Here is a 22,276-nt window from a genome sequence, read left to right on the forward strand (position 1 = left end):
GCTCCATAGTGCCACTTGGTGCACCGTCGGCCGGGTACCGGGTCCTTCCCGGTGGCGTCGGCTCAGGGCTGTGAGCGCGAGCGCCGGGGGCGCGGGCCTGTAGCACGAGGGCGCCCGCGGGCGACACGCGATGGTGCCGAAATTTACGGCAAACCCCAGATCTAGTGGTTGGATTGCAGCCGCAGCCCAGAAGTTGTGGTCCCTGGTCTTTCGGGCCCGTGAGCATCGCCTATGCTGGGGGCTGCCTCGAGGGCCCCAAGGGTCCGTTGAGGTCTTTGTGACGTGCCGTGAAGGAGGGTTGGGAGTTCCATGCACTGCCCCTTCTGCAGGCACCCCGACAGCCGCGTAGTCGACAGCCGCACCACTGATGACGGCACGTCGATCCGCAGACGCCGCCAGTGCCCGGACTGCTCCCGCCGTTTCACGACGGTGGAGACGTGCTCACTGATGGTGGTCAAGCGCAGCGGCGTCACCGAACCGTTCAGCCGCACCAAGGTCATCAACGGCGTGCGCAAGGCATGCCAGGGCCGGCCCGTGACCGAGGACGCGCTGGCCCAGCTCGGCCAGCGGGTCGAGGAAGCGGTCCGGGCCACCGGAAGTGCCGAACTGACCACCCATGACGTGGGACTGGCCATACTCGGCCCGCTGCAGGAACTCGACCTCGTCGCCTATCTGCGCTTCGCGTCCGTGTACCGGGCGTTCGACTCGCTCGACGACTTCGAGGCCGCGATCGAGGAGCTGCGAGGAGGGGCCGACGACGCCCCGGACGGCTCGCGCGCGGAACGGGAGACCACCGGCCGCGGGCCCGGTGGGACTGTCGAAGTCCCCCAGCCTGCCACCGCCGCCGACTGACCCTTCGGGTCCGGCGACGAACCAGACTCGTTGCGGGTCGCCTCAGGGCTGTCCGCGACGCAAGACACACACCGTGTCCAAGACACACACCGTGTCACGGGAAGAACGTGGCACTTCAGGGCGTTTTAGCCTGAAACAGGGAGGCGGCATGACCGAGACGACGAGCGGCCCCGCACGAGGTTCCCGCGCCAAGGGAGCCAAGGGCGGCAAAGGCCTGCGCATCGAGCGCATTCACACCACCCCCGGCGTGCATCCGTACGACGAGGTGGCCTGGGAGCGCCGCGACGTCGTCATGACCAATTGGCGCGACGGTTCGATCAATTTCGAACAGCGTGGCGTCGAGTTCCCCGAGTTCTGGTCGGTGAACGCGGTCAACATCGTCACGAGCAAGTACTTCCGCGGGGCGGTCGGCACGCCGCAGCGGGAGGTGGGCCTCAAGCAGCTCATCGACCGCATCGTGAAGACGTACCGGAAGGCCGGTGAGGACTACAAGTACTTCGCCTCGCCCGCGGACGCCGAGATCTTCGAGCACGAGCTGGCGTACGCCCTCCTGCACCAGATCTTCAGCTTCAACAGCCCGGTGTGGTTCAACGTGGGCACGCCCCAGCCGCAGCAGGTCTCCGCCTGCTTCATCCTGTCCGTCGACGACTCCATGGAGTCGATCCTCGACTGGTACAAGGAAGAGGGCATGATCTTCAAGGGCGGCTCCGGCGCCGGCCTGAACCTCTCCCGTATCCGTTCCTCCAAGGAACTCCTCTCCTCCGGGGGCAACGCCTCCGGCCCGGTCTCCTTCATGCGCGGTGCCGACGCCTCCGCCGGAACGATCAAGTCCGGCGGTGCCACGCGCCGCGCGGCCAAGATGGTCATCCTCGACGTCGACCACCCCGACATCGAGGGCTTCATCGAGACCAAGGTCAAGGAGGAGGAGAAGATCCGCGCGCTGCGTGACGCGGGCTTCGACATGGACCTGGGCGGCGACGACATCACGTCCGTCCAGTACCAGAACGCCAACAACTCGGTCCGCGTGAACGACGAGTTCATGAAGGCCGTCGAGGCCGGCGGGAAGTTCGGCCTGCGCGCCCGCATGACCGGTGACGTCATCGAGGAGGTCGACGCCAAGTCCCTCTTCCGCAAGATGGCTGAGGCGGCATGGGCCTGCGCCGACCCGGGCATCCAGTACGACGACACGATCAACGCCTGGCACACCTGCCCGGAGTCCGGCCGTATCAACGGCTCGAACCCCTGCAGCGAGTACATGCACCTGGACAACACGTCCTGCAACCTCGCCTCGCTGAACCTGATGAAGTTCCTCAAGGACGACGGCAAGGGCAACCAGTCCTTCGAGTCCGAGCGCTTCGCGAAGGTCGTCGAGCTCGTGATCACCGCGATGGACATCTCCATCTGCTTCGCGGACTTCCCGACTCAGAAGATCGGCGAGAACACCCGCGCCTTCCGCCAGCTCGGCATCGGCTACGCCAACCTGGGCGCCCTGCTGATGGCCACCGGCCACGCCTACGACTCGGACGGCGGCCGCGCCCTCGCCGGCGCGATCACCTCGCTGATGACCGGCACCTCGTACAAGCGCTCCGCGGAGCTCGCGGCGGTCGTCGGCCCGTACGACGGCTACGCCCGCAACGCCACGCCGCACAAGCGCGTCATGCGGCAGCACGCCGACGCCAACGCCGCGGCGGTTCACGTGGACGACCTGGACAGCCCGATCTGGGCCGCCGCCACGGAGGCCTGGCAGGACGTCGTCCGGCTCGGCGAGAAGAACGGCTTCCGCAACTCCCAGGCCTCGGTGATCGCGCCCACCGGCACCATCGGTCTCGCGATGTCCTGCGACACGACCGGCCTGGAGCCCGACCTCGCCCTGGTGAAGTTCAAGAAGCTCGTCGGCGGCGGCTCCATGCAGATCGTCAACGGCACCGTGCCGCAGGCCCTGCGCCGTCTGGGCTACCAGGAGGAGCAGATCGAGGCGATCGTCGCCCACATCGCCGAGCACGGCAATGTGATCGACGCCCCCGGCCTGAAGCCCGAGCACTACGAGGTCTTCGACTGCGCCATGGGCGAGCGCTCCATCTCCGCGATGGGCCACGTCCGGATGATGGCGGCCATCCAGCCGTGGATCTCCGGCGCGCTCTCCAAGACGGTCAACCTCCCCGAGACCGCGTCCGTCGAGGACGTTGAAGAGGTCTACTTCGAGGCGTGGAAGATGGGCGTCAAGGCGCTCGCCATCTACCGCGACAACTGCAAGGTCGGCCAGCCCCTCTCCGCCAAGAAGAAGGAGGAGGAGAAGGCCGAGATCGCCGAGAAGGCCGAGGACACGATCCGCACGGCGGTCGAGAAGGTCGTCGAGTACCGTCCGGTGCGCAAGCGCCTCCCCAAGGGCCGTCCCGGCATCACCACGTCCTTCACGGTCGGCGGTGCCGAGGGGTACATGACCGCGAACTCCTACCCGGACGACGGTCTGGGCGAGGTCTTCCTGAAGATGTCCAAGCAGGGCTCCACCCTCGCGGGCATGATGGACGCCTTCTCCATCGCCGTCTCCGTGGGTCTGCAGTACGGCGTGCCCCTGGAGACGTACGTCTCCAAGTTCACGAACATGCGCTTCGAGCCGGCCGGTATGACGGACGACCCGGACGTGCGGATGGCGCAGTCGATCGTCGACTACATCTTCCGCCGCCTGGCGCTGGACTTCCTGCCGTTCGAGACCCGCTCCGCGCTCGGCATCCACTCCGCGGAGGAGCGTCAGCGCCACCTGGAGACCGGTTCGTACGAGCCGTCCGAGGAGGAAGTCGACGTGGAGGGGCTCGCTCAGTCCGCCCCGCGCCAGACGGAGTCCCTGAAGGCGGTCGGTGCGCCGAAGCCGGAGGTCGTCGAGGCCGCTCCGCAGCAGGCGCACACCAGCGCCGAGCTGGTCGAGATGCAGCTGGGCATCCAGGCCGACGCGCCGCTGTGCTTCTCCTGCGGTACGAAGATGCAGCGCGCCGGGTCGTGCTACATCTGCGAGGGCTGCGGGTCCACCAGCGGCTGCAGCTGAGCCGCGTGCGTGACGCCGTGAGGTGAGGTGAGGTGAGGGGCGGCGGGGCCAGGACGGTCCCGCCGCCCCTCACCGTTTTCCCACGGGATCCCTGCCCGCCTACGGGGTTCCCGCCGGCCTACGGGGTCCCTGCTTGCCTGCGTGAACTCTGCTTGCCTACGGGGTCCCTGCGCTGGGGCTGTTTCCGTACGGGCCGGGCGAGTTCAGCGTGCGCTGCCCATCTCCGCCCCGAAGGCCACCAGGTCCGACTCGAAGCCCTGGAGCAGCTCGCGGAACGTCCAGGCGCCGCCCGGCTCCCGTGTGAACTCGGCGACCACGGCAGCCGTGCACCCCGCGACCTCGTCGAAGCCGTGCTCCGCCAGGTCGGTGTGCCCCTCCCGGACCCGGACCGAGGCGTTGGCCACGTCTCCGAAGACCGCGCCCTCCGGATGCTGCTGGACGGCCACCCCGACGACCACGCGCGTGTAGCGCTCGGCCAGCCGCTGCAGCTCCAGGACCATGACCTCGTCGTATCCGAAGCCCTGGCCGGTCTTGCTGTCCCTGCTGAGCGAGATGGTGCCGTCAGGCGAGCGGCTGTCGAAGTGCACGAGGTAGGCCGGCCTGCCCTGAGGATCACCGGCGGCGTCCGCGGTGTACGTCGCGGCCACTATGTCCAGATCGTGGGGCGGGGCCCCCAGAGGGCTCGGGTCCCACCTCAGCCCGACCTCGACCTTCGTCAGCCCCTTCCGGATGCTGCTCACCGAACTCCCCCTCGTGCTTGCCGCGTTGTAAGTGCTACGAACACGCTAAGGCCTGCCACTGACATCGGTGCGACGAACATCCGGTTTGCGTGCGGGCCGACGGCGGCGATCATTGGTCGCATGACGTGGAACGGCGAAGAACTGGACGTCGCGGCGTACCTGGCCAGGATCGGGTACGACGGGGAGGCGAAACCGGACCTGGCGACGCTGCGGGCCCTCCACCGCGCCCACGTGGCCGCCATCCCCTTCGAGAACCTGGAGATCATGCTCGGCCGCCCGGTTCTCCTCGACCTGGCCGCGCTGCAGGCCAAGATGGTGCGCCAACGGCGGGGCGGTTACTGCTACGAACAGAACCTTCTGTTCGCCGCGGCCCTGGAGCACATCGGTTTCACCGTCAAGGGTCTCGCCGCCCGGGTGCGGGCCGGAGCGTCCTCCACGCGCGCGGTGACGCACATGCTCCTGGACGTCGAGGCGGACGGCGAGCACTGGCACTGCGACGTGGGGTTCGGCGCCGACGGTCTGCTGGAACCCGTCCCGCTGCGCACGGGCGCCGCCATGCGGCAGGACGTACGCCAAGGAGAGTGGCGGTACGGCGTCGAGGCGGAGGAAGAGGGCGTGCGGGTGCTGCGCACCGAGCGCTCCGAGGGCTGGTTCGATCTGTACGCCCACACGACGGCCCGGTGCCTTCCCGTCGACTACGTGGTGATGAACCACTACAGCTCGACGCACCCCCGATCACCGTTCATCCGGCGTCCCGTGCTGCAACGGGCCGGGTTCGACGTGCGTCGGCGGTTGACCGGCGCGCGGCTGACGCTCACGCGCCCCGACGGTTCGGTGGACGAACATGACGTCCCTGTGGACGAGTTGCGCGACACGATGGTGCGGGAGTTCGGCGTCGAGCTGGGTGATGACGACTTCGCGGAGCTGATCAGGATGCACTACGCCGGAGCGTGAGCCGTGCCACGCGCCGGGCCGTACGATGGCGCGGTGCTGGTCAAGTGGATTCGCTGCACCGTCGTGGACCGCCGGGGATTCGAGCGGGCGCAGCGAAAGTGGGCGGGGCTTCTGGGGGAGCCGGGGTTCCGGGGACAGGGCGGAGGGTGGAGTCGCAGTCGACCGGACGTGGCGCACGTGTTCGCGTTCTGGGAGAGTCGTGCCTTCTACGACTCCTTCATGGCGCGCTCGCACGACCGGCTCGCCTCGGCCCAGGTGGGTACGTACAAGAATCTCCAGGCCAAGCTCTTCGACCACCGCTTCGACGTGAAGACGGGCTTCGAGCCGCGCTTCACGGACGCGGACGTGGTGCGGGTGGCGAACTGCCGCATCCATGAGGCGCGCGTGGAGAACTTCGCGCTGATGCAGGAGAAGGTGTGGAACCCCGCGATGGCGGGCTCGCCCGGCATGGTGCGCGGACTCTTCGGAGAGGCGCCCGGCCACGAGTTCCTCGTCCTGTCGATGTGGCAGTCCGCCGCCGAGCACGGCAAGTACCGCGTGGAGCGGGTGGAACGGCTCGCGCTGCGCGCGCAGACGGAGGCCGACGTGGCGGCGATCACGGGGGATGTCGTGCACTTGGAGCCTTCCTGGACGGTGTGAAGGGAGTGGCTCCTCGGTCACCGTCCACAGGAGCACGCGCGGTCAGCGCCTGGCGAACGCCCCCGCGCGCGCCGCGGCGAGCACCATCGCCGCGGTCTGGTCGGCAAGGGCCGTGCCGACCGGTTCGCGGGTGATGAACAGGCGCAGCAGAAGCGGCGCCGAGACCGCGCGGACGAGCGCCGCCGCATCTGTGCCGCGTTCTGCCTCGCCCCGCTCGACGGCTCGCTCGACGACTGCCTCGCAGCGCGCGAACCGTTCCGTGTAGAAGGCGCGCAGTGCGTCCGCCGCGCGCTCGGACTGGAACGAGGCGGCGACGAAGGCGGTGGGCGCCGCGGCCTTCGACTCGTCCGCGAACGAGTCGACGACTTCACGCGCGAGCGCCCGCAGGTCGCCTTCCAGGCTGCCGGTGTCCGGCGGGGTCCAGGTGTCCTCGCCCGCCAGGTCGAGCGCGTCGGCCACCAGGCCTTCCAAGCCGCCCCAGCGCCGGTACAGCGTGGTCTTGTGCACGCCCGAGTGCTCGGCGACGTACTCGATGGTCAGGCCCGGATAGCCGTGATCGCTCAGCCCGTGCAGGACGGCGTCGCGGACGGCGGCGCGGGTACGGGCGGTGCGGCCGCCGGGCCGCCGGGTGCCCGGGGGAGGGGTGCCGGGCCCAGCGGAGGCCGGTGGGGGAGGGGCGCCGGCCCCTGACGTGGTGCTCTGGTCGGCGTGAACGCCCTCATTCGTCATCTCGGTCCCTCGGGTTCTGCCGCGGTCGGTTCCGTCGATGCCCCCGACACCCGCACCCATGTCGGACATCCGCATCCCTGACACATCTAATGGCTACTGCCGTTGCATTTATCGCGACGGGTGTGCCACACTCATCGTAATGCCACAAAGGTAGCGTTTGCTGGTTCCTTGGCGAACGCTGCATGGACGGATCGGGGGGAGCCCATGCCAACGCAGATCTCGGTACGCGGCGTGACCAAGGCGCGGGGCGAACGGCTCCTGCTGGACGGCGTCTCCCTGACGGTCAGGCCGGGCGAGCGCATAGGGATCGTGGGGGAGAACGGCGCGGGGAAGTCGACGCTCCTGAACCTCCTCGCCGGGCGCGCCCGGCCCGATCGGGGCGAGGTGACCACGGTCGCGGAGGGTGGGGCAGGGTTCCTCGCCCAGACACCGCACTTGCCCTCGGACCACTGCGTCGGGGACGCCATCGATCACGCCCTGTCCGAACTGCGTGCCATGGAGAGGCGCCTGCGCGATCTCGCATCCGCCCTGGACGGAGCCTCCGACACCACGCTCAGCGAGTACGGCGACCTCCTGACCGCCTACGAACTGCGCGGGGGATACGAAGCCGACGCGCGCGTGGACAAGGCCATGCACGGTCTCGGCCTGGCCCACGTGGACCGCGCACGGCGGCTCGGCAGCCTCTCCGGCGGCGAGCAGGCGCGCCTCGGTCTCGCCTGCCTGATCGCCGCCGCACCCGAGGTGATGTTCCTCGACGAGCCGACCAACCACCTCGACGAGGGCGCCCTCGACTGGCTGGAGGCCGCCTTGCTGGCCCACCGTGGCACCGTCGTCGCGGTCTCCCACGACCGGATCTTCCTGGAGCGCGTCGCCACCGCGATCCTCGAAGTGGACGAAGCCCGCCGCGCGGTCGTGCGGTACGGCGACGGGTACCAAGGCCTGCTCGCCGAGCGCGCGGCGGCCAGGAAGCGCTGGGAGCAGGCCTACGCGCAGTGGTGCGAGGAGACGCGACGTCTGGAGGAGTTCACGCTGACCACGGCCCACGCGGTCGCCGGTGGCCGGGGGATGAAGGACAACAACAAAATGGCGTACGACCGCGCGGGAGGCCGAGTGCAGGCATCCGTCGCGGGCCGCGTCCGCAACGCGCAGGAACGGCTGCGCCGGCTGCACGACGACCCCGTGCCCAAGCCGCCCGAACCACTGCGGTTCACCGCGCGACCTCTCGCTGGAGACGCTGGAGCCGCTGGAGGCGCTGGAGCCGCTGGAGCCGCTGAAGCCGCCGGAACTGCCCGAGCCGCCGGAGCCGCTGACACTGCCGGAACCGCCGGAACCGCCGGAACCGCCGGAACCGCCGGAACCTCCGAAGACGAGGGAGGCGGGAGAGGCGGGGGAGCTGTCGAGGGCGACCTGGTCACCCTGCGGGATGTACGGGTGGGGGACCGCTTGCACGTCCCGGACCTCACCGTCGCGTCCGGCCACCGACTCCTGATCCACGGCGGCAACGGAGCGGGAAAATCCACCCTCCTGCGCATCATGGCGGGCGTACTCGAACCGGACGAGGGCACGGTCGTCCGCCGCGGCCGCATCGGCTATCTCGCCCAGGAGATCCCGGTGCGACGCCCCACCGAGCGGGTGCTCGCCACCTTCGGCAAGGGCCTGCCCCTCACCGAGGGCGAGCAGGCCGAGCTGCTCCTGTCCTACGGCCTGTTTCACCCCCGTGACCTGCACGTGCCCGTCGGTTCCCTCTCCGCGGGCCAGCGCCGCAGGCTCGCGCTCGCCCGGCTCCTCGCCCGGCCTGCGGACCTGCTGCTGCTCGACGAACCGGCGAATCACCTGGCCCTTTCCCTGGTGGAGGAGCTGGAAGAGGCCCTGGAGCGATGGACGGGAGCCCTCGTCGTCGTGTCGCACGACCGGCTCCTGCGCCGCCGCTTCACCGGCCGAATACGCCGGATGGAGTCCGGCCGGCTACCCACCTGAGCGGCCCGGGGAGGGCCCGATCTAGGGTCGACCCATGGCACGACCGCGGCGCATCGTTCTCGTCCGGCACGGAGAATCGGCAGGAAACGCCGACGACACCGTGTACGAACGCGAGCCCGACCACGCTCTCGCGCTCACCGAGACCGGCCTCCAGCAGGCGGAGGACACCGGGAAACGGCTGCGCGACCTGTTCGGTCGGGAACGGGTGAGCGTGTACGTCTCGCCCTACCGGCGCACCCACGAGACCTTCCGGATGCTGCGCCTCGACCCCGATCTGGTCCGGGTGCGGGAGGAGCCACGGCTGCGCGAGCAGGACTGGGGGAACTGGCAGGACAGGGACGACGTCAGGCTGCAGAAGGCCTACCGCGACGCCTACGGGCACTTCTTCTACCGCTTCGCCCAGGGCGAGTCCGGTGCCGATGTCTACGACCGCGTCGGGGCCTTCCTGGAGAGCCTGTACCGCAGCTTCGAGGCCCCCGACCACCCGCCGAACGTCCTGCTGGTCACGCACGGGCTCACCATGCGGCTGTTCTGCATGCGCTGGTTCCACTGGTCGGTGGCCGAGTTCGAATCGCTCTCCAACCCGGGCAACGGCGAGACGCGAGTACTGGTGCTCGGCGAGGACGGCAAGTACACACTGGACCGGCCGTTCGAGCGCTGGCGGGAGCCGGAACCGTACGGCATCACCGGATAGAGTGACAGGGCGATGACCGCTGACCTCTCTCATGACCGGCGCCTGAGCCGCGCGCTCGCCAGCTTGCGTGGTCTCGCGGTGGGCGACGCGCTGGGTTCCCAGTTCTTCAAGCCCGCGCACCACCCGCTGCTCAAGCGGCGCGAGCTGCCCGACGGCCCCTGGCCCTGGACCGACGACACCGAGATGGCCTGCTCTGTCCTGGCCGTACTCGCCGCCCACGGCAGGATCGACCAGGACGCCCTGGCCGCGTCCTTCGCCGAGCACCACCACGCCGACCGGGGGTACGGCCCCGCGGTGAGTCGGCTGCTCGGCGGGATCCGCGCCGGCGGGGACTGGCGGGAACTGGCTTCCGCCCTGTTCAAGGGCCAGGGCTCCTGGGGCAACGGGGCGTCGATGCGGATCGCTCCGCTCGGCGCCTGGTACGCCGAGGACCCTGAGCAGGCGACCCACCAGGCGGAGATCTCGGCCTATCCGACCCATCAGCACCGCGAGGCCGTCGTGGGCGCCATGGCCGTGGCAGCGGCGGCCGCTCTGGCGGCGGATCCCGCGGGACCACCGGCTCCCAAGGCCCTGCTCGACGGCGTCATCGACCTGGTGCCCCGCAGTGCTGTCGGTGCCGGGCTGCGCCGGGCGCGGGACATGCTCGACTACGACGACGCCGGGACGGTGGCTGCCGTCCTGGGCTGCGGTCGACGCACGACGGCCCATGACACGGTGCCGTTCGCGCTGTGGTCCGCGGCACGGGCCCTCGGCGACTACGAGCGGGCCTTCTGGGCCACCGTCCAGGTAGGCGGTGACATGGACACCACCTGCGCGATCGTGGGCGGAGTCGTCTCCACCGGTGCGGAGGGGGCACCGCCCGCGTCATGGCTGGAGCGGGCCGAGCCCCTGCCCGCGTGGGCACCGGCGGCCGCGGCCCGAGAGGCCCGAGTGGGCACCGGCGGCCGCGGCCTGGGATGCCCGCGCAGGGCGGCCGCGGCCTGGGGTGCCCGGTGAGCACCGGACCTGGTCTGCCGCCGCGCTGGCCCGGTACCCACGGCTTCCGTCAGCCTCCGGCCGGGCCTGCCGCGCCCGCCGTACCGGCGAGTGCGTCCAGGTCGCTCTTGCGCACCCGGATCACCAGCACGGCCGTGATCAGCGCGAGCACGGCCATGGCGACGGCAGGGATGAAGGCCGTGGAAATGCCGGCGGACAGCACCTCGTGACCCCAGGGGGCGGGCAGCTCGCCGGTCTCGGCGAATGACGCCTTCTCCTGCGGGGACGCGTTCGCCATGAAGTCAGGGACCTGTTCCTTGGCCTCGTCCCTGCTCGCCGTACCGAAGACGGTGGTCAGAATGGACAGGCCGAGGGAGCCGCCCACCTGCTGTGTCGCGTTGAGCAGCCCCGACGCGGCGCCCGCCTCGTGCGCGGCGACCCCGGACACCGCGGTCAGCGTCAGCGTCACGAAGTTCAGGCCCATGCCGAAGCCGAACAGCAGCATCGGCCCGAGCACCCCGCCCGCGTACGAACTGTCCGGGGTGATGAACGTCTGCCACCCGAGGCCCAGGGCGACGATGGCCGAGCCGACCACCATGAACGGCTTGGGCCCGAGGACCGGAAGGAAACGCTGCGACAGACCGGCGCCGATCACGATGGCGACCGTGACGGGCAGGAAGGCGAGACCGGCCTCGATGGGTGTGTAGTCCAGGACGTTCTGGACGAAGAGCACGATGAAGAAGAACATGCCGAACATGGCCGCGGCCAGGCTGAGCATGATCACGTACGTTCCCGAGCGGTTGCGGTCCGCGAACATCTTCAGTGGCGTGATCGGTTCCTTGGCCCGGCTCTCGATGAGGACGAAGGCGAGCAGCAGCACGATCGCCGCGCCGAACGAACCCAGGGTGAGACTGTCGCGCCAGCCTTCCTCGGCCGCCCTGATGAAGCCGTAGACCAGCGCGGCCATGCCGGCGGTCGAGGTCAGTGCGCCCAAGAAGTCGAAACGGCCCGGATGCCGTTCGGACTCGCTGATGTAGAGCGGCGTGAGGAAGGCGATCAGCAGGCCGATGGGCACGTTCACGAACAGCACCCAGCGCCAGTCCAGCCACTCGGTGAGCATGCCGCCCGCGAGCAGGCCGATCGCGCCGCCACCCGCGGAGACGGCGGCGAACACACCGAACGCGCGGTTCCGCTCGGGCCCTTCGGGGAACGTCGTGGTGATCAGGGCGAGTGAGGTGGGCGAAGCGATCGCGCCACCGACGCCTTGGAGGGCGCGCGCCGCGAGCAACTGCCAGGGTTCCTGGGCGAATCCACCGAGGAGCGACGCGGCGGTGAAGAGCAGGATGCCCGTCATGAACACACGGCGGCGGCCCAGGATGTCACCGGCACGACCGCCGAGAAGCAGCAGACCGCCGAAGGTGAGGGTGTACGCGCTCACGACCCAAGTGAGGTCCGTCGTGGAGAACTTGAGTGCGTCCTGAATGTGCGGGAGCGCGATGTTCACAATCGTCGCGTCCAGTACGACCATGAGCTGGCAGGCGGCGATGATGGTGAGCGCGAGATTGGGATGGCCTTCGCGGCGAGCCGCGCCAGGCTTCTGATCATGAGTCAACTGAGAGGTTGTCACTATGGATCCCCCACAAGTGCCTTAGTGAACGCAAGCGTTCACTTTGGCGCTACACGGTAGTGACACCATGGCAGTGAACGCAAGCGTTCACTAGGGACGTCACTGATCTCAACGGAGATGTGCAGATGGTTACTTCGCGCTGGACGGCCGCTCCTTCCCGGGCAGCCTCCTCGCGCCGTCGAGGTCCTGTGCTGGAGCGCGCGATTCTCGATTCCGCGCTGGAGCAGCTCAGCACCGTCGGCTGGAGCGGGCTGACGATGGAGGGGGTCGCCGCGGGCGCGCAGACGGGCAAGGCCGCGGTCTACCGCCGCTGGCCGTCCAAGCAGGATCTGGTTGTCGACGCCTTGCAGGCCGGGCTGCCGAAACCCGAGGACGTTCCCGACTGTGGAAGCGTCCGGGAGGATCTGCTCCAGATGTGCCGCCAGATGCGCTCGGCGATGACGTCACGCACCGGCTACGCCTTGATGTCCGTAATTCACGAATGCGATATGGCAACCGCCAAACGCTTCCAAGAGGTGATCGTCGCGGGTGTCATCGAACCCAGCGTGGAACTCATCAGGCAGGTCATGCAGCGCGGAGTGGAGCGTGGAGAGGTCCGTTCCGCCGCAACGGACGAGTTTGTCTGCGATGTCATTCCGGCGATGATGATGTATCGCTCCAAGGTGTGCGCGAGCGAATGGCCGGATGAGGAATTCATTCGGCTCATCGACCAGGTCGTGATGCCGATGCTGCGCCCCTGAGGTGCGCCCCTGAGGTGCGGCGCGCGGGTTCTGCGACCCGGGGTGTCGTGAGTGGCCACCGGCGGCGTACGCTGTCTGGCGCCATGCCGTACGAAGCACCCACCCACACCGTCGAGCGCTCCTTGCGCGCCACCACCGGAGCGAAGATCGTCGCCGGTGTCGACGAGGTCGGGCGCGGTGCCTGGGCCGGGCCGGTCACTGTCTGCGCGGCGGTGACGGGACTGCGCCGGCCGCCCGAGGGGCTCACGGACTCCAAACTGATCACCCCCAAGCGACGTCTCGAACTCGCCGAGGTGCTGGAGGGCTGGGTCACGGCACACGCCCTCGGTCACGCCTCGCACGAGGAGATCGACGACCTGGGGATGACAGCCGCGCTGCGGCTGGCCGCGGTCCGTGCACTCGAGGGGCTGCCGGTCCGCCCGGAAGCCGTCATTCTCGACGGGAAGCACAACTACCTCGGGACGCCGTGGCAGGTCCGTACGGTCATCAAGGGCGATCAGTCCTGCGTGGCCGTCGCTGCGGCATCGGTGATCGCCAAGGTTCGGCGCGACAAAATGATGGCCGAACTGGGTATCGAACATGCAGACTTCGGTTTTGCGGCCAACGCCGGTTATCCGTCGCCGGTGCACAAGGCCGCACTGGCGGAACGGGGCCCCACGCCCTACCACCGGCTCACGTGGGCGTATCTTGATGCGCTGCCCCAGTGGCGGCATCTCAAGAAGGCCCGCAACTGGGCGGAGGGAAACGTTCCGGAAATTGAGGGCCAGCTCGGCTTTGATTTTTGATGTTTTCCGCAGTTCCGGTCGCACTCAGGTGCCACCCGCCGACGCGTGTCGCATCGGCGTTTGATAGACAACAACGCATGCCTCTCATTCCCGAGGAGCCTCAGATTCACGAGAGTGCCCAGGGTCCCCGCGCCACGCCGGCCAGCAGCCGTACCGCGCCGACCCCCCGCCCCGTACCCGGTCCGCGTCCCGCGGCGCCGCCGCGGCCCGGCCGTCCGGGTTCTGCCCGGCCGACGCCGCCCGCTCAGCGAGCGACGCGTGAACCGGCCGCCAAGCCTGGGCCCACCGCCCTGGCCGTGAAGCCGGAGCCCTCGGCTCCCGCAGCCCCCGTACCTTCCGCCACCGGCGCCTCCGCCACCGGGCCTTCCACCGCGGTACCGCAGATCCAGCTGATCCCGGCTGCTGTGGACGGCGCGCTGGACGCGGCCGAGGAAGCCGTCGACCTGCTGCTCGACTCGGGTCGTGCCCCCGGCGACATCCTGGTGATCACCACCGGCGAACGTCACCCGTGGGCCACGCACGAGCTGTCCTTCGGCGAGGACGCCTACTGGGCACTGCACGATGCCGGAGACGACGTCTTCTACGCCGACGCCGCCGCCCTGCCCCGTGCCGCCGCCCGTCCCGTGGTCGTCGTGGCCCTGAACGGTGGCAGCGAGGAAACGGCCGTCGCGGCCTTGCCGACCGCGCTCACCCGGGCCGGGACCCTGCTGGTCGTCTGCGGTGACCCGCAGCGGATCAACGCGATGCTGGGCGCGGGCGTCTGACGCCCCCGCCCAGCGGGCACGCCGCGGCCTGACCGCCGCGGCGCCCCGCGCCTCGTCGCGCCCGGCCGCGACCAGGCCCGCCTTCGCGCTGCCGTCAGGCGGGACACACGAGGCATCAGCGACGCCTGTGACGTCACTCTGGTCGGTGGTCGGTGGTCGGTGGTCGGTGGTCGGTGGCCGGTGGCCGGTGGCCGGTGCGCGTGCTGGGTGCTGGGTGTGTGTGATTCCGGTTGCGCCTGGGTGGGGTCGCTGTGGGGTTCGTCGGCGGTAGGGCCTTGGCCCGACGTGGCCGCGTCAGGTTGGGAGCGCCGCCGATGACGCCGACGCCGGTGCGCGCCGCCCGGAACCCGCCCCTCAGCGAGCGGAGACGCGACGCAGCAACTCCGATGCCGAGGCACCCGTACGCGATGGCGCCGGCGGCTCGGCACCGGCGAGGTCCTCCGGGCGTGAACCGGCGCTGGGCCGACGGCCCCCGCGCCCCTCACCGAGCACCTGCCAACCCTCCCGGGTCAGCGTGATGTACGCACCGCACCGCAGGCCGTGCAGCGTGCACGCGTCCCGCAGCCCCCACATCCACGCGCCGTCCTCCTGCGTCCAACGCCCGTCCCCGTCACGGCAGTAGAGCAGCACGGCCGTCCGTACCGGGGTCCGACGGCGCAGATCGTGCGGGATGACCCGGCGCAACTGGGCGAGCAGGGCGTTGCGGAACACCCAGCCGTCCGCCACACGCGACCGCCTGGCGAAGGACGCGGACGCCCTGACCCTCTCCTCCTGGTCGAGGACGGCCACGACAGCCATGGCCGGTGTGGGCTGATGCCGCGCGTGCAGCCCGCTCACGACGTCGCGCGGGTTCCGCAGCAGAGGGATCTCGGCGGCCGACCACTCGGCGGGCTCCAGCATGCGGGTCGGCGGCTGACCGGAGTCGGGTATCGCGGAGACGGCCGATGGGCCCGACTTCGATGCAGCAGCGGACGGAGTGAATCCGAAGGTCACGGTCCTCCCTTCGGCTACACGCCCCCGCAGAGGGCGGCGTCGGACTGGGGCGCACCTCGGCACAGCCCTACCGGACCGGGGGAGCCGCGCGGGAGCATTCCAATTCTTCCCGTCGTACTGGCTTGCGGCAACGAGCAATTGAAGCCGACGCCCCGTATCCGGTGATACGTCTTACATATCCCTGCCCAGGACACGCCGCGCCCAAGCCCGTTTCACCCTTGTACGGCCAGGACCAGCGGCAACACCCCCTTGGCCCCTGCTTGTCGCAGCATGCGCGCGCCCACCGCGAGCGTCCAGCCGGTCTCTGTCGCGTCGTCCACCAGGAGCACGGGTCCGTCCGCCTCGCGCAGGGCGGCGGCCAGGGCGGGTGGCACCGTCAGCGCGCCGTCCAGTGCCCGCAGCCGCTGCGCGCTGTTGCTTCTCGGGACATGGGCGACCTCGGCGTCCGCGGTGTACTCGAGGGAGCCGAGCAGGGGGAGGCGGCCGATCTCCGCGATGCGTGCGCCGAGGGACTGGATCAGCTGCGGCTTCGAGCGCGAGGCCATGGTGACCACGCCGACCGGTCGCGGCCCTGCGTCCGCGCCGCCCGCCGCCCAGCCGCCCGGACCCTTCGCCCAGTCCGCCAGCACTTCCACGACGGCCTTCGTCACATCGTCCGGAACAGGACCGTCCGGGGCTTGTGGAGCGAGCATGGGCCGCAGGCGGTTGCCCCAGCCGATGTCCGAGAGCCGGCCGAGGGCTCTGCCGGGCGATGCCTGCTCACCGGGGGGAATGCGCCCCTTCAGAGTCATGCCCGCGGCTGCCAGGCCGGTCGGCCACATCTTCCTGGGCTCGACGTCGACGCCGGGACGGGCGAGCTCACCGCGTGCCGTCTCCAGTGCCGTGTCGGAGACCCTGTCGTTGAACCGTCCCCCCGCGCAGTTGTCACAGCGGCCGCACGGCACGGCCTCCTCGTCGTCCAGCTGGCGCCGCAGGAATTCCATGCGGCAGCCGGTCGTGGCGGCGTACTCCCGCATGGCCTGCTGCTCCGCCTGCCGTTGCTTGGCAACCCACGCGTACCGCTCGGTGTCGTACATCCATGGCGCGCCCGTCGAGACCCAGCCGCCCTTGACGCGGCGCACCGCGCCGTCGACGTCGAGGACCTTGAGCATCGTCTCCAGCCGCGACCGGCGCAGCTCGACGAGGGGTTCGAGGGCGGGCAGCGACACGGGCCGGCCGGCCTGTGCCAGCACGTCCAGCGTGCGGCGCACCTGCTCCTCCGGAGGGAAGGCCAGCGAGGCGAAGTAGTTCCAGATCGCTGTGTCCTCCTTGCCGGGCAGCAGCAGGACCTCGGCGTGCTCGACACCGCGTCCCGCACGGCCCACCTGCTGGTAGTAGGCGATGGGGGAGGACGGCGAACCGAGGTGGACGACGAAACCCAGGTCGGGCTTGTCGAAGCCCATCCCGAGGGCGGAGGTGGCGACGAGGGCCTTGACGCGGTTGGCGAGCAGGTCCTCCTCGGCCTGCTGCCGGTCCGCGTTCTCCGTCTTTCCCGTGTACGAGGCGACGGTGTGTCCGCGATGACTCAGATATGCCGTGACTTCCTCGGCGGCGGCCACCGTGAGGGTGTAGATGATCCCGGAGCCCGGCAGGTCGTCGAGGTGGTCCGCGAGCCAGGCCAGCCGGTGTGCCGCGTTCGGCAGCTCGAGGACCGCGAGGCTGAGGCTCTCACGGTCGAGCGGGCCGCGCAGGACCAGGGCGTCCGACCCTCCGCCGGTGCCGAGTTGCTCGGCCACGTCCGCCGTCACGCGTGCGTTGGCCGTCGCTGTCGTGGCGAGCACCGGGACGCCGGGCGGCAGGTCGGCCAGTATCGTGCGCAGCCTGCGGTAGTCGGGCCGGAAGTCGTGTCCCCAGTCCGAGATGCAGTGGGCCTCGTCCACGACGAGCAGCCCCGTCGCGGCGGCGAGCTCGGGCAGCACCTGATCACGGAAGTCGGGGTTGTTGAGCCGCTCCGGGCTCACCAGGAGGACGTCCACCTCACCCGCTGCCACTTCGGCCTGGATCGTCTCCCACTCCTCCGTGTTGGACGAGTTGATCGTGCGAGCGCGGATGCCGGCCCGCGCCGCCGACTCCACCTGGTTCCGCATGAGGGCGAGCAGGGGGGAGACGATCACGGTCGGCCCGCTGCCCCGCTCCCGCAGCAGGGCTGTCGCGACGAAGTACACGGCGGACTTGCCCCAGCCCGTCCGCTGTACGACGAGGGCCCGGCGCTTGTCGGCGACCAGCGCTTCGATGGCACGCCATTGGTCCTCGCGCAGGCGTGGCCCGTCCGGCCGTGGCCCGTCCAGCCGTGTCCCGTCCGGCTGTGTCCCGTCCGGCTGTGTCCCGGCCGGTTCGGAGGTGGGGCCGCCGACGAGGCGGGCGAGGACGGCGTCCGCCGCCGTGCGCAGGTCTTCGTTGCTCATGCCCCCATGCAACCCGATGGGTCCGACATCAGGCGAACGAGTCCGCCAGACTGTGGATAACTCTTGGCGTGCACCTGCTCCGGGTTATCCACAGGCTCAACCGGAGGGTGTGCTTCCGGTGCAGAGTCGGCGCATGACGAATCACAGCGAATCAGCCGAGCAGTCCGCCGACACCGTCGTGACCCTGCGCACCCCCGCCGAGCTGGCCGACGCCTTGCCGTACTTGCTCGGATTCCAGCCCGAGGACAGTGTCGTCCTGATCGCCCTGCACGGCCCACGCGGCCGGTTCGGCGGCCGGGTGCGACTCGGTATTCCGGACCGCGCGGAGGACTGGCCGTCCGTCGCGGAGCAACTGGCGCAGTGCCTGGTGAGCGGTTGCGAGCGGCGTGAGTCACGGCCGGACGGCATCGTGGCCTTCCTCTGCCGGGAGCCTGGAGGGCCCGCGGGGGGCACTTCCGGGCTCGCCAGGGACACCTCCGGACTCACCGGGGGCAACTCCGGGCTCGCCGGGTACAACTCGGGGCTCGCCGGGGACGCTTCGCACGGGGCTGGGCGACAGGTCATGGAGCACCTCCGGCCGCTGGCGCAGAGTCTCCGCACCGCCTGCGGGGAGCTCGATGTCCCGGTCCTGGAGGTGGTGTGCGTCTCGGACGGACGTTTCTGGACCTACTGCTGCCCCGACCAGCGATGCTGCCCCGCGGAGGGTGCGCCACTGCTCCCCAGGGGCACGTCGGTCCTCGCGGCCGCCACGGCGTACGCAGGTCATCGAATGGGCCCGGACCAGGGCGCGCTGCGGGCGCGGCTCTCCCCGTGGCGCTCCGCGGCCGCGGCGGCCCAGGAAAGCGCTCTGCACGCCGCGGCGATCGCCCTGGTGCCACGGATCCTGGACGAGGGCGGCCATGACGAGATCGCCGACGAGACCCTCGGCCTCGCCCGCCGTCTGATGGACCGCCTCGCGGAGGCCTGTCCCAAGCCCGACCTCCTGGAGGCGGACCTCCAGGACGACCAACTGCTGGCGCACGACGAAGCCGCCGCGCTGATCCTCGGCCTCCAGGACCGCACCACGCGCGACCGGGCGGCCGAGTGGATGGAGGGCCCGGTGGCGACTTCGGCCCTGCGGCTCTGGCGGGCGCTCGCCCGCCGTTGCGTCGGCCCCTTCCATGAGCACGCGGCAGCACCCCTGACCCTGGCCGGCTGGGTGGCCTGGTCGCTCGGGGACGTGATCGAGGGCCAGGAGGCGCTGACCATGGCGTTGCGTGCCGACCCGCACTACACCTTCGCTCTGCTGCTGCACCCCACGTGCGGCGCGGACGGCGACCCGGAACCGATCCGCCGCATCCTGCGGGGCGAGCGCACACAGCGGGAGTCGACCCCCCTGGCCGACGACCTCATGACCGGGTCCTCCGCGGCGGACGGGGCCGGACTACCGGTCGGCGCTGCCTCAGCCGCTCCGCCCCCGGTTGCCCCCGCCCCCTCAGTCACCGCACCCGCCTCACCCACCTCACCCGCCTCACCCACCACCTCCATCACCGGGTCCGCCCTCAGCCTCCCCGCGGGCTCCAGCGCCGTGGCCGAGGCCGAACCCGCGGCGGACGGGAGCCCGGGCTCCGCCTCCCCGGGGCGTCGGCGTGGGCCACGCCCTGCCGCACGCGCGTCGCGCCCGGCCGGTGGGGCCGGAGCGGCCCCGCGGAACCGACGGCCTGCGGCCCGGCGAGACACTCGGCGCGATCGATGAGGGGCGACGCGCGATCGGTGAAGGGTGACGCGCGACCGATGAAGGGTGACGCGCGCCCCCTGAGCCGCGAAGCACGGCTGAACTGCGAAAAACGACCGGCCGGTCGCGACACGCGAGACAGCCGTGGCACACGAGTCAGTCACGACACGCGAGTCAGCCGTGGCACGCGAGACAGCCATGGCACGCGAGTCAGTCGCGACACGCGAATCAGTCGCGAGAAGCGACCAGGAAGCAGGGACCTATGGCGCCGTGCGTGGAAGTCCGCTCTGGGGTGGGCAGCCGCGGCCATCAAGAGGTCACACGGCCGTATGGGCGGCTTCCGGAGGCACGAGCGTGACTTGGGACGGTCCGGAACCGTTCACCTGAGTGGCGGTACCCACGTCCGGGTCGCGCCGTTGCATTGCGACCGAGTCTCCGTAGCGCAGACAACGCAGAAGAGGCTGCCCCATGCACGTTCCCGCCCTGCCCTCCGTCTTCGGCCGGTCCGGCACCTCCGTCAAGCCGAGGAAGCCCGACAGCGGGCAGCTCGACAGCATCCGCCCGTCGCCCACGCCGGGTACCCGGCGCCCGTCTGCAAGCCAGGCTCCGGCATCTGCCGCACGCCGCCCCGGAGCACTGCCGCCCGTGCATGCCTCGCTGGTCTGCGTGGCTTTGCCGGCACTGGCTGTCTCCACCGACCAGGGTCAGCTGAACGGCCACGGTCTCGAAGGCTTCTACCGCGCGGGCAGGCGCATGCTGTCGCGCTGCCAGGTGCGCGTGGCGGGGCGGGAGCCGGTGGCGATCCAGGCCCGGATGTTGTCGGCCGACAGCGCCCGCTTCGTGGCGACCGTCCTTCCGTCGACGGATGGCGGCCCCGACCCGGACGTCGTCGTGGAGCGGACCAGGCACGCCGACGGAACGGAGAGGATCACGCTGCGCAGCGCGGCCAGCCGCCCCCTGAGGCTGCCCGTCGAGGTGTCGCTCGGGACGGACCTCGCGGAACTGGGAGCGGTGGCGGCGGGCCGAGCCGGACCGGAACTCCCCGCCAGCGTCCACGACGCGGGCATGCGCTGGTCCTCGGAAGCCGGGCACTGCGTGGTGACCGCCGTCCCGGCGCCCACGGACGCGCTGGCCTCCGCAGGGCTGCTGCGCTGGGAGATGCAGTTGCCCCCGGGAGGCAGCCAGAGCGTGGAGCTGCGCATCCGGCCCCGGGGCGGCGGACCGGTGCGGCCGGCGGGACACGGCGCGAGCAGCCCGCTGGCCTCCGCACGGGCCGTGGGCGACGAGCCTACGGTGCGGCATCTTCTGGACACCTCCGTGGCGGACCTGCGGGCACTGCTCCTGCGGGACCCCGCGCACCCCGCGGATGTGTATGTGGCGGCCGGGGCACCGTGGCGCTGCGGTCTCGCCCCGGCAGAGGCACTCACGGCCGCGCGGATGACCTTGCCGCTCGGCACGAGGCTCGCTGTCGGCACACTGCGGGCCCTGGCCCGCGCCCGGCTCGAAAAGGCGGGACCGCGCACGGGCATGATCCCGGGGCCGTTGCGAAACGCCGGACCGCTGCTGCCTCCGGGGTGCACGGGAGTCGAAGCCACCCTGCTCTTCCCGGTGCTGCTGGCCGAGGCCTGGCGTTGGGGGATGCCGGAAGCGGAGATGGCGGAGCTGCTGCCCTCCGCGGAGCGGTGCCTGCGCTGGCTCCTCGACGCGGTGGGCGACAGCCCTTACCTACAGGACCCGCACCCGGGCGGGCCGGCTCGCTGCGAGACCCAGGCCCACGCGCACCGCGCGGCACTGCTCGGTGCCGACCTGCTCGACGCGCATGGACGCCAGGGAGGCACAGAGCTGCGGCGGTGGGCGGAACGGCTGCGCGGCCGGTTCCGGGAAGAATTCTGGGTCGCGGACCGCGCAGGCGGCAGACCGGCGGCGGCACGCCTGGCCGACGGCCGCACCCTGTCGTTCCGCACCGGAAGCGCGGCCCACCTCCTGGACACGGGACTGCTCGGAGGCGGTGCGCTCGCCCCGGGGCTGCTCGACAAGGTGCAGACGGAACAGGTCGCCAGGCTCCTAGGCAGCCCTGTCATGGACTCGGGCTGGGGGCTGCGCGGCCTGGGGGCCAAAGAGGCGGCGTACAACCCGTTCGGGCACCGCAGCGGGGCGGTGCGCGTGCACGAGACGGCGGTTGCTGTCGCCGGTCTGGCCGCCGCGGGGTACGAGAAGGAGGCGGGCGCGTTGCTGCGGGGTGTGCTCGCCGCAGCGGATGCCTTCGGTCACCGGCTCCCCGAGATGTATGCGGGCGAACAGCGGACGGAGGGCGGCGCGCCCCTCCCACACCCGGCGGCATGCCGCCCGGCCGCCGTGGGCGCGGCAGCCGGGGTGCAGCTCCTGACCCTCGTCGCAGGCATCCGCCCGGACGTGCCGGCGGGCACGGTGACGCTGCGCCCCCTGCGCAGCGCACCCCTGGGCGAGCTAGGCCTGACGGCGCTACGGGTGGCGGGAGAGCCGTTCTCGGTGCGCGTGAGCAGGCTGGGCCTAGCCATGGTCGAGGAGGCCGCCGACGGACTGCAGTTGGGGGTGTGACGTGCTGGGCGGCGGCGTGGAGGACGGCGCGG

The 22,276-nt window shown here is 70.8% G+C and carries 17 protein-coding genes; 12 read left to right on the forward strand and 5 right to left on the reverse strand.

Going from position 1 to position 22,276, the window contains the following annotated elements:
• The first annotated feature begins 309 nt into the window (after positions 1 to 309).
• A complete protein-coding gene (gene nrdR, locus GPA10_RS34480) occupies positions 310 to 852 on the forward strand; it encodes a transcriptional regulator NrdR (protein WP_058852614.1) in 543 nt (180 codons plus the stop codon).
• Between the two features lie 148 nt (positions 853 to 1,000).
• Entirely contained in the window at positions 1,001 to 3,892 is a 2,892-nt protein-coding gene (locus GPA10_RS34485) for a vitamin B12-dependent ribonucleotide reductase (protein ID WP_157168886.1), read from the forward strand.
• 203 nt (positions 3,893 to 4,095) lie between these two features.
• Here GPA10_RS34485 and GPA10_RS34490 read toward each other — a convergent pair whose 3' ends face one another.
• Positions 4,096 to 4,632: a TerD family protein gene (locus GPA10_RS34490; RefSeq protein WP_058852612.1), complete on the reverse strand. Its 537-nt coding sequence runs from the start codon at positions 4,630 to 4,632 to the stop codon at positions 4,096 to 4,098.
• Between the two features lie 120 nt (positions 4,633 to 4,752).
• Here GPA10_RS34490 and GPA10_RS34495 point away from each other — a divergent pair, with 120 nt between their 5' ends.
• Both GPA10_RS34495 and GPA10_RS34500 read left to right on the forward strand, forming a co-directional pair.
• Positions 4,753 to 5,586: an arylamine N-acetyltransferase family protein gene (locus GPA10_RS34495; RefSeq protein ID WP_157168887.1), complete on the forward strand. Its 834-nt coding sequence runs from the start codon at positions 4,753 to 4,755 to the stop codon at positions 5,584 to 5,586.
• 33 nt (positions 5,587 to 5,619) lie between these two features.
• Positions 5,620 to 6,225 carry a YdbC family protein gene (locus GPA10_RS34500; RefSeq protein WP_058852610.1) on the forward strand — a complete coding sequence of 202 codons (606 nt, stop codon included), beginning with the start codon at positions 5,620 to 5,622 and terminating at the stop codon, positions 6,223 to 6,225.
• Positions 6,226 to 6,267: 42 nt separating this feature from the next.
• On the opposite strand, the gene GPA10_RS34505 is transcribed toward GPA10_RS34500, so the two are convergent.
• Positions 6,268 to 6,954, reverse strand: coding sequence for a TetR/AcrR family transcriptional regulator (locus GPA10_RS34505; RefSeq protein WP_157168888.1), 687 nt, complete (start codon positions 6,952 to 6,954; stop codon positions 6,268 to 6,270).
• Positions 6,955 to 7,158: 204 nt separating this feature from the next.
• On the opposite strand from GPA10_RS34505, the gene GPA10_RS43040 reads away from it, so the two are divergent.
• The 3 genes from GPA10_RS43040 to GPA10_RS34520 are packed head-to-tail and all read left to right on the forward strand — an operon-like array spanning position 7,159 to position 10,621.
• Positions 7,159 to 8,931: an ABC-F family ATP-binding cassette domain-containing protein gene (locus tag GPA10_RS43040; protein WP_157168889.1), complete on the forward strand. Its 1,773-nt coding sequence runs from the start codon at positions 7,159 to 7,161 to the stop codon at positions 8,929 to 8,931.
• 34 nt (positions 8,932 to 8,965) lie between these two features.
• A complete protein-coding gene (locus GPA10_RS34515; RefSeq protein WP_157168890.1) occupies positions 8,966 to 9,625 on the forward strand; it encodes a histidine phosphatase family protein in 660 nt (219 codons plus the stop codon).
• A 12-nt stretch (positions 9,626 to 9,637) separates the two neighbouring features.
• Positions 9,638 to 10,621 (forward strand): ADP-ribosylglycohydrolase family protein, encoded by a 984-nt coding sequence (locus GPA10_RS34520; protein WP_246260301.1) that lies wholly within the window; start codon positions 9,638 to 9,640, stop codon positions 10,619 to 10,621.
• Between the two features lie 49 nt (positions 10,622 to 10,670).
• On the opposite strand, the gene GPA10_RS34525 is transcribed toward GPA10_RS34520, so the two are convergent.
• Complete coding sequence (locus tag GPA10_RS34525; RefSeq protein ID WP_343041643.1) at positions 10,671 to 12,227, reverse strand: MFS transporter; 1,557 nt, start codon at positions 12,225 to 12,227, stop codon at positions 10,671 to 10,673.
• Between the two features lie 125 nt (positions 12,228 to 12,352).
• On the opposite strand from GPA10_RS34525, the gene GPA10_RS34530 reads away from it, so the two are divergent.
• The 3 genes from GPA10_RS34530 (at position 12,353) to GPA10_RS34540 (ending at position 14,516) form a co-directional block, all read left to right on the forward strand.
• Positions 12,353 to 12,967, forward strand: a complete 615-nt coding sequence (locus GPA10_RS34530) for a TetR/AcrR family transcriptional regulator (protein ID WP_157168892.1) — start codon at positions 12,353 to 12,355, stop codon at positions 12,965 to 12,967.
• An 83-nt stretch (positions 12,968 to 13,050) separates the two neighbouring features.
• Positions 13,051 to 13,752, forward strand: a complete 702-nt coding sequence (locus GPA10_RS34535) for a ribonuclease HII (RefSeq protein ID WP_157168893.1) — start codon at positions 13,051 to 13,053, stop codon at positions 13,750 to 13,752.
• Between the two features lie 77 nt (positions 13,753 to 13,829).
• Entirely contained in the window at positions 13,830 to 14,516 is a 687-nt protein-coding gene (locus GPA10_RS34540) for a hypothetical protein (protein WP_157168894.1), read from the forward strand.
• 354 nt (positions 14,517 to 14,870) lie between these two features.
• Here the strand turns inward: GPA10_RS34540 and GPA10_RS34545 are convergent, their stop codons facing one another.
• Together GPA10_RS34545 and GPA10_RS34550 are read right to left on the reverse strand one after the other, a co-directional pair.
• Positions 14,871 to 15,509, reverse strand: coding sequence for a hypothetical protein (locus GPA10_RS34545; RefSeq protein WP_343041644.1), 639 nt, complete (start codon positions 15,507 to 15,509; stop codon positions 14,871 to 14,873).
• Positions 15,510 to 15,721: 212 nt separating this feature from the next.
• On the reverse strand, positions 15,722 to 17,953 hold the full coding sequence (locus tag GPA10_RS34550) for a RecQ family ATP-dependent DNA helicase (protein ID WP_157168895.1): 2,232 nt from the start codon (positions 17,951 to 17,953) through the stop codon (positions 15,722 to 15,724).
• A 133-nt stretch (positions 17,954 to 18,086) separates the two neighbouring features.
• Here GPA10_RS34550 and GPA10_RS34555 point away from each other — a divergent pair, with 133 nt between their 5' ends.
• The gene (locus GPA10_RS34555; protein WP_157168896.1) at positions 18,087 to 19,688 is read left to right on the forward strand and encodes a DUF4192 domain-containing protein; all 1,602 of its coding nucleotides are present in this window, start codon (positions 18,087 to 18,089) and stop codon (positions 19,686 to 19,688) included.
• A 447-nt stretch (positions 19,689 to 20,135) separates the two neighbouring features.
• Positions 20,136 to 22,244, forward strand: coding sequence for a glycogen debranching N-terminal domain-containing protein (locus GPA10_RS34560; RefSeq protein ID WP_157168897.1), 2,109 nt, complete (start codon positions 20,136 to 20,138; stop codon positions 22,242 to 22,244).
• The last annotated feature ends 32 nt before the right edge of the window (positions 22,245 to 22,276 follow it).

The organism is Streptomyces typhae, assembly GCF_009755605.1.
Classification (GTDB): domain Bacteria; phylum Actinomycetota; class Actinomycetes; order Streptomycetales; family Streptomycetaceae; genus Streptomyces; species Streptomyces typhae.

Excerpts from the sequence above, each read along its gene's own strand:
- GPA10_RS34530 (WP_157168892.1), top strand. The coding sequence starts at position 12,353 with ATGGTTACTTCGCGCTGGACGGCCGCTCCTTCCCGGGCAGCCTCCTCG.
- GPA10_RS34515 (WP_157168890.1), top strand. The coding sequence starts at position 8,966 with ATGGCACGACCGCGGCGCATCGTTCTCGTCCGGCACGGAGAATCGGCA.
- GPA10_RS34540 (WP_157168894.1), top strand. The coding sequence starts at position 13,830 with ATGCCTCTCATTCCCGAGGAGCCTCAGATTCACGAGAGTGCCCAGGGT.
- GPA10_RS34520 (WP_246260301.1), top strand. The coding sequence starts at position 9,638 with ATGACCGCTGACCTCTCTCATGACCGGCGCCTGAGCCGCGCGCTCGCC.
- GPA10_RS34535 (WP_157168893.1), top strand. The coding sequence starts at position 13,051 with ATGCCGTACGAAGCACCCACCCACACCGTCGAGCGCTCCTTGCGCGCC.
- GPA10_RS34550 (WP_157168895.1), bottom strand. The coding sequence starts at position 17,953 with ATGAGCAACGAAGACCTGCGCACGGCGGCGGACGCCGTCCTCGCCCGC.
- GPA10_RS34485 (WP_157168886.1), top strand. The coding sequence starts at position 1,001 with ATGACCGAGACGACGAGCGGCCCCGCACGAGGTTCCCGCGCCAAGGGA.
- GPA10_RS34560 (WP_157168897.1), top strand. The coding sequence starts at position 20,136 with ATGCACGTTCCCGCCCTGCCCTCCGTCTTCGGCCGGTCCGGCACCTCC.
- GPA10_RS34555 (WP_157168896.1), top strand. The coding sequence starts at position 18,087 with ATGACGAATCACAGCGAATCAGCCGAGCAGTCCGCCGACACCGTCGTG.
- GPA10_RS34495 (WP_157168887.1), top strand. The coding sequence starts at position 4,753 with ATGACGTGGAACGGCGAAGAACTGGACGTCGCGGCGTACCTGGCCAGG.
- GPA10_RS43040 (WP_157168889.1), top strand. The coding sequence starts at position 7,159 with ATGCCAACGCAGATCTCGGTACGCGGCGTGACCAAGGCGCGGGGCGAA.
- GPA10_RS34505 (WP_157168888.1), bottom strand. The coding sequence starts at position 6,954 with ATGACGAATGAGGGCGTTCACGCCGACCAGAGCACCACGTCAGGGGCC.
- nrdR (WP_058852614.1), top strand. The coding sequence starts at position 310 with ATGCACTGCCCCTTCTGCAGGCACCCCGACAGCCGCGTAGTCGACAGC.